Origin of the sequence: Cupriavidus basilensis (genome assembly GCF_029335485.1) — a bacterium.
In the GTDB taxonomy this organism is placed as follows: domain Bacteria; phylum Pseudomonadota; class Gammaproteobacteria; order Burkholderiales; family Burkholderiaceae; genus Cupriavidus; species Cupriavidus basilensis_E.
This window is the reverse complement of record NZ_JARJLM010000186.1, coordinates 1-4,726: the sequence shown is the minus strand read 5'-3', so window position 1 is coordinate 4,726 and position 4,726 is coordinate 1. Positions and strand designations below refer to the sequence as shown.

The window sequence follows — 4,726 nt, the reverse complement described above, 5'->3', positions numbered from 1 at the left end:
CACGCGGGCAAAGGTGCCGATATCCCGCGCGAAGAAGCCGCAGGTATCGAAGCTGCCGCACAGCGCCAGGCATTGCGCCAGCGAGACGCGGCCGTGGCTGGGGCGGATGCCGAACAGGCCGCAATGGCTGGCCGGCGCGCGCACCGACCCGCCGGTGTCGGTGCCGAGCGCGAAATCGCAGAGCCCGCTGGACACGGCGGAGGCCGAGCCGGAGGACGAACCGCCGGTGATGCGTCCCGGGGCGGCGCCGTTCACCGGCGCGCCGTAGTGGGCGTTCTTGCCGTTCATCGAGAACGCCAGCTCATCGGTATGCGTCTTGCCGACGAAGGCGGCGCCGGCGTCGAGCAGGCGCTGCACGGCGGGCGCGGTGGCGGTCTTGACGCCTGACATCGCCAGTACGTGGGGGTTGCCCCCGCCGGTCGGGTAGCCGGCCACGTCGAACAGGTCCTTGGCGGCGAAGGTGAGGCCGGCGAGCGGTCCGGCCGGGGCGTTGGCGACAGGCGCTGCCGGGTAGGGCAGGAAGGCGTGGGAAGGATGGGCGGCGAGGTTCATGGGTGCGGTAACGGTCGGGGAAGCAATCAGTAAAGGCGAGATCGGCGCGGCATGCACGGATGGCACGCAATGCGTGCCGTCCGTCATTGGCATCGACGCCGGACGGTCAGGCCACGGCCTTGGCCGCGGCAACCGTTTCGTCGGCCAGCACGCAGCTCACGCGATGCCCGCCGCCGAGCGCAATGGCCTGCGGCACCGCTTCCAGGCATTGCGCGCGCGCATGCGGGCAGCGCGGCGCGAAGCTGCAGCCGGGCGGCAGGGCCGACAGGTCCGGCGGCGAGCCGGCGATGGTCGCGAGCCGTTGCCCGCGGTCCATGCCGTGCTGGCGGCTCCGCAGCAGGGCGACGGTGTACGGGTGGCGCGCTTCGCGCAGGATGGTGCGGATCGGGCCTTCCTCGACGATGCGTCCGCCATACATCACGGCCACGCGGTCGGCGATCTCCACCGCCGCGCCGATATCGTGGGTGACGAACACGATCGACAGGCCCAGCTCGCGCTGCAGTTCGCGCAACAGGATCAGCACCTGGATCTGCACGGTGGCGTCGAGCGCGGTGGTGGGCTCGTCGGCCAGCAGCACCTTGGGCGTGGCCGACAGGGCCAGCGCGATCATGGCGCGCTGGCGCATGCCGCCGGACATCTCGTGCGGATAGGCCGCCAGGCGCCGCTCCGGGCTGGGAATGCGCACGGCTTCCAGCGCGCGCAGCGCCCGCTGGCGCGCCTCGGCGGCGGACACCCTGGCATGGGTGCGAATGCACTCGATGATCTGCTGGCCGACCGTGTAGACCGGGTCCAGCGCCAGCAGGGGCTCCTGGAACACCATCGCCACCTTGCCGCCGCGCAGGCGGGCCAGCCCGCGGGCGTCCAGGGCAGCGACGTCGGCGCCGTCGATGCGGATCTTGCCTTCCATGCGGGTGCGGCGCGGCGGATGCAGGCGCATCAGCGCGCGCAGCGTCACGCTCTTGCCCGAGCCGGATTCGCCGATCAGGGCGAGCGCCTCGCCGGGCGCCACGTCCAGCGATACGCCGTTGACGGCGCGGATGGTCTTGCCACCGCCGGAGAAGGTCACGCGCAGATCGCGTACCGACACCATGGGGCCGGTGGCTTGCGGTGCCGTACTGTGGTTGGGTGCTGTCACGATGTGGCCCTCAGAGCGTTGCAACGAGTGGAGCGGCGGCGGCCGGGGCCGGCATCTGCCGGCTGTGGCCGCCAGCCGCGTTGGCCATCAGGCAGGCCACCGGGTGCCCGGCCAGCGCGTCGGATAGTTGCGGCGCACGGTGCGAGCACACAGCCTCGGCCATGGCGCAGCGCGGGTGGAAGCTGCAGCCCGATGGCGGGTCGATCGGGTTGGGCGGGTCTCCCGCGAGCGGCGCGACCAGGGTGCGGTGGTCCGGGTCCATCGCCGGCATCGAGGCCAGCAGCGCGCGCGTATAGGGATGCGAGGGACGCTCGTAGAGCGTCCCGGTATCGCCCACCTCGACCACCTTGCCCAGGTACATCACCATCACGCGGTCGCACAGGTAGCGGATCACGTTCAGGTCGTGGCTGATGAATACATAGGTGAGATCGAACTCGGCCTTGAGCTCGAGCAGCAGGTTCAGCACCTGTGCCTCCACCGATTTGTCGAGCGCTGAGACGGCTTCGTCGAGGATCACCAGGCGCGGGCGCAGCACCAGCGCCCGCGCGATATTGACGCGCTGGCGCTGGCCGCCGGAGAGTTCGTGCGGATAGCGTCCCGCGAAGCGCACCGGCTCCAGGCCCACGCGGTCCAGCAAGGTGCGCGCCCGCGCGGTGGCTTCGGTGGCGCCGATGCCGTGCACGCGTGCGGTGAAGGCGATGGATTCTTCGATGGTCAGCCGCGGGTTGAGCGAGGCGTAGCTGTCCTGGAACACCATCTGTACCTGGCTGCGATAGCGCTTCATGGGCAACTGTGCCGAGCCGACGCCAAGCGCATCGAAGATCAGCTCGCCGCTGTTCTGCCCGATCAGCTGCATCAGCAGCCGCGCGGTGGTGGACTTGCCGCAGCCGGATTCGCCGACCACGCCCAGCGTCTCGCCCTTCCTGACTTCGAAGCTGACGCCGTCGACGGCGCGCACCTCGCCGCCGCGCTGCCAGGGCAGCCTGGACTTGAGTGGAAAGTGCTTGATCAGGTCGCGCGCGATCACCAGCGGCTGGGCCGGGCCGCCGACATCGGTATTGAGCAAGGTATCTGTCATGGCATCAGTCCTTGATTTCCATCGCCGAGCGGATTCCGTCGGCGAGCAGGTTGAAGGAGATCGAGGTCAGGAAGATCATCGCGCCCGGCAGGGCAGCCACCCACGGCTGCGTGTAGATGGCTGTGCGCAGCGTGTTGAGCATCAGGCCCCATTCGGGCTCGGGCGGTTTCACGCCGAGGCCGAGGAAGGACAGGCCGGAGGCCAGGATCATGGAGACCGAGATCAGGCTGGTGGCATAGACAAAGATCGGGCCCAGCACATTGTTGAGCACATGGGCGCGCACGATGGTCAGCGGCGATGCGCCCGAGGCGCGTGCCGCATCGACGAACTCGCGGTTGCGCACCTGGGTGGTCACGCTCTCCGCCACGCGCACGATCTGCGGCACGAACACGATGGTGAGCGACAGCAGCGCATTACCCACGCCGGCGCCCAGGGTGCCCGACAGCGCGATGGCCAGCAGCACGGAAGGGAAGGCGTAGAGGATGTCGACCAGCCGCATGATCACGGTATTGGTCCAGCCGCCGGCGTAGCCCGCCACGATGCCCAGCGCGCTGCCGATCACGAAGGCGATCAGCACCGGCGTGATGCCCATGAACAGCGACAGGCGGGCGCCCAGCATCAGGCGGGACAGCATGTCGCGCCCGAGCTCGTCGGTGCCCAGCAGGTACTGCCCGGTGCCGATCGGCCGGAGCCGCTGCAGGATCGAAGCGGCGTACGGATCGGCGGGCATCAGCGCCGGCGCGAACAGCGCCATCAGCACCAGGGCCAGCAGGATCAGCGCGGCCAGCATGGCCAGCCTGTTGCGCAGCAGGCGCCGGCCCACCGTTGCCCAGTAGCCGGGCGAGCGCTGCACGACGGGCGCAACGGCGGGCTTTTTCAAAGTCATTTCCATGGGGGCTCCCGGCTTGCCTTGGTTACGTCAGTACGTGGGTTACGTCAGTTGCGCTGGATGCGCGGGTCGAACAGGGTCTGCAGCGCGTCGACCAGCAGGTTCAGCAGCACGAAGAACACGGCCAGCACGAGGATGGTCCCCTGCAGCAGCGGAAAATCGCGCTGGAAGATCGCCGAGTTGAGCAGGAAGCCGGTGCCGGGCCAGGAGAACACGGTCTCGATCAGGATCGAGCCGCCCAGCAGGTAGCCGAGTTGCAGGCCCATCACCGACAGCGCGGTGGGCGCGACGTTCTTCAGCACATGGCGGAACACCGCCAGTTCCGACAAGCCGCGCGCCTTCAGGCCGACGATGAATTCGTTGGCGAGGATCTCGGCCACCAGCGCGCGGATGGTGCGCGCCACGATCCCCATCGGGATCACCGACATCTTCACCGCTGGCAGCACCATGTACTGGATATGCTCCCAGTCCCACCGCCAGTCGCCGGAGCCGCCCGGGCCCGCGCCGGTGGCGGGCAGCCAGCCGAGGAAGACCGAGAACACGATGACCAGCACCATGCCCAGCCAGTAGTGCGGCATGCTCACGCCGAACACGGACAGGAAGGACGCGGTGCGGTCGGCGGCGGAATCGCGGAAGTAGCCGGCCACGAAGCCGAACAGGCAGCCGAAGGTGAAGCCGATCAGCGTGGCCACCGCGGCCAGCCGGACCGAGTTGATCACCGCCGTCATCACCTCGCTCATGACCGGGCGGTTGGTGGCGATGGAGGTGCCCAGGTCGCCGTGCAGCGCGCGGGCGAGCCAGTGGACGAATTGCTCGAGGAAGGGCTTGTCGAAACCGTACAGCGCGGTGAGCTGGCGGCGCAGGTCTTCGGAGGCGTCGGGAGGCAGCACCGATACCAGCGGATCGCCGGGGGCGATATGGACCAGCGAGAAGCACAGCAGGGCGACCCCGAGCAGGATGGGAATCGCATAGACGATGCGGCGAAGCAGGTAGAGCATGATGGTGGCCGGGAAGGAAAGCGCGGGCGCCCTCCGTGGTTTGCGGGGTGCCTGGCCGGTGGGTGCCGGCCGGG

General features: G+C 69.3%; 5 protein-coding genes. All 5 read right to left on the bottom strand.

The genetic code is table 11. From position 1 onward, the window contains the following. On the bottom strand, positions 1-552 hold a 552-nt coding region (locus P3W85_RS11020; protein ID WP_276264810.1), incomplete at its 3' end, for an amidase family protein. Between the two features lie 106 nt (positions 553-658). Continuing rightward, positions 659-1,642 (bottom strand): ABC transporter ATP-binding protein, encoded by a 984-nt coding sequence (locus tag P3W85_RS11015; RefSeq protein ID WP_276264809.1) that lies wholly within the window; start codon positions 1,640-1,642, stop codon positions 659-661. 55 nt (positions 1,643-1,697) lie between these two features. Continuing rightward, complete coding sequence (locus P3W85_RS11010) at positions 1,698-2,765, bottom strand: ABC transporter ATP-binding protein (protein ID WP_276264807.1); 1,068 nt, start codon at positions 2,763-2,765, stop codon at positions 1,698-1,700. A 4-nt stretch (positions 2,766-2,769) separates the two neighbouring features. After that, on the bottom strand, positions 2,770-3,657 hold the full coding sequence (locus P3W85_RS11005) for an ABC transporter permease (RefSeq protein WP_276264806.1): 888 nt from the start codon (positions 3,655-3,657) through the stop codon (positions 2,770-2,772). 44 nt (positions 3,658-3,701) lie between these two features. Beyond that, complete coding sequence (locus P3W85_RS11000; RefSeq protein ID WP_276264808.1) at positions 3,702-4,652, bottom strand: ABC transporter permease; 951 nt, start codon at positions 4,650-4,652, stop codon at positions 3,702-3,704. Positions 4,653-4,726: the final 74 nt, after the last annotated feature.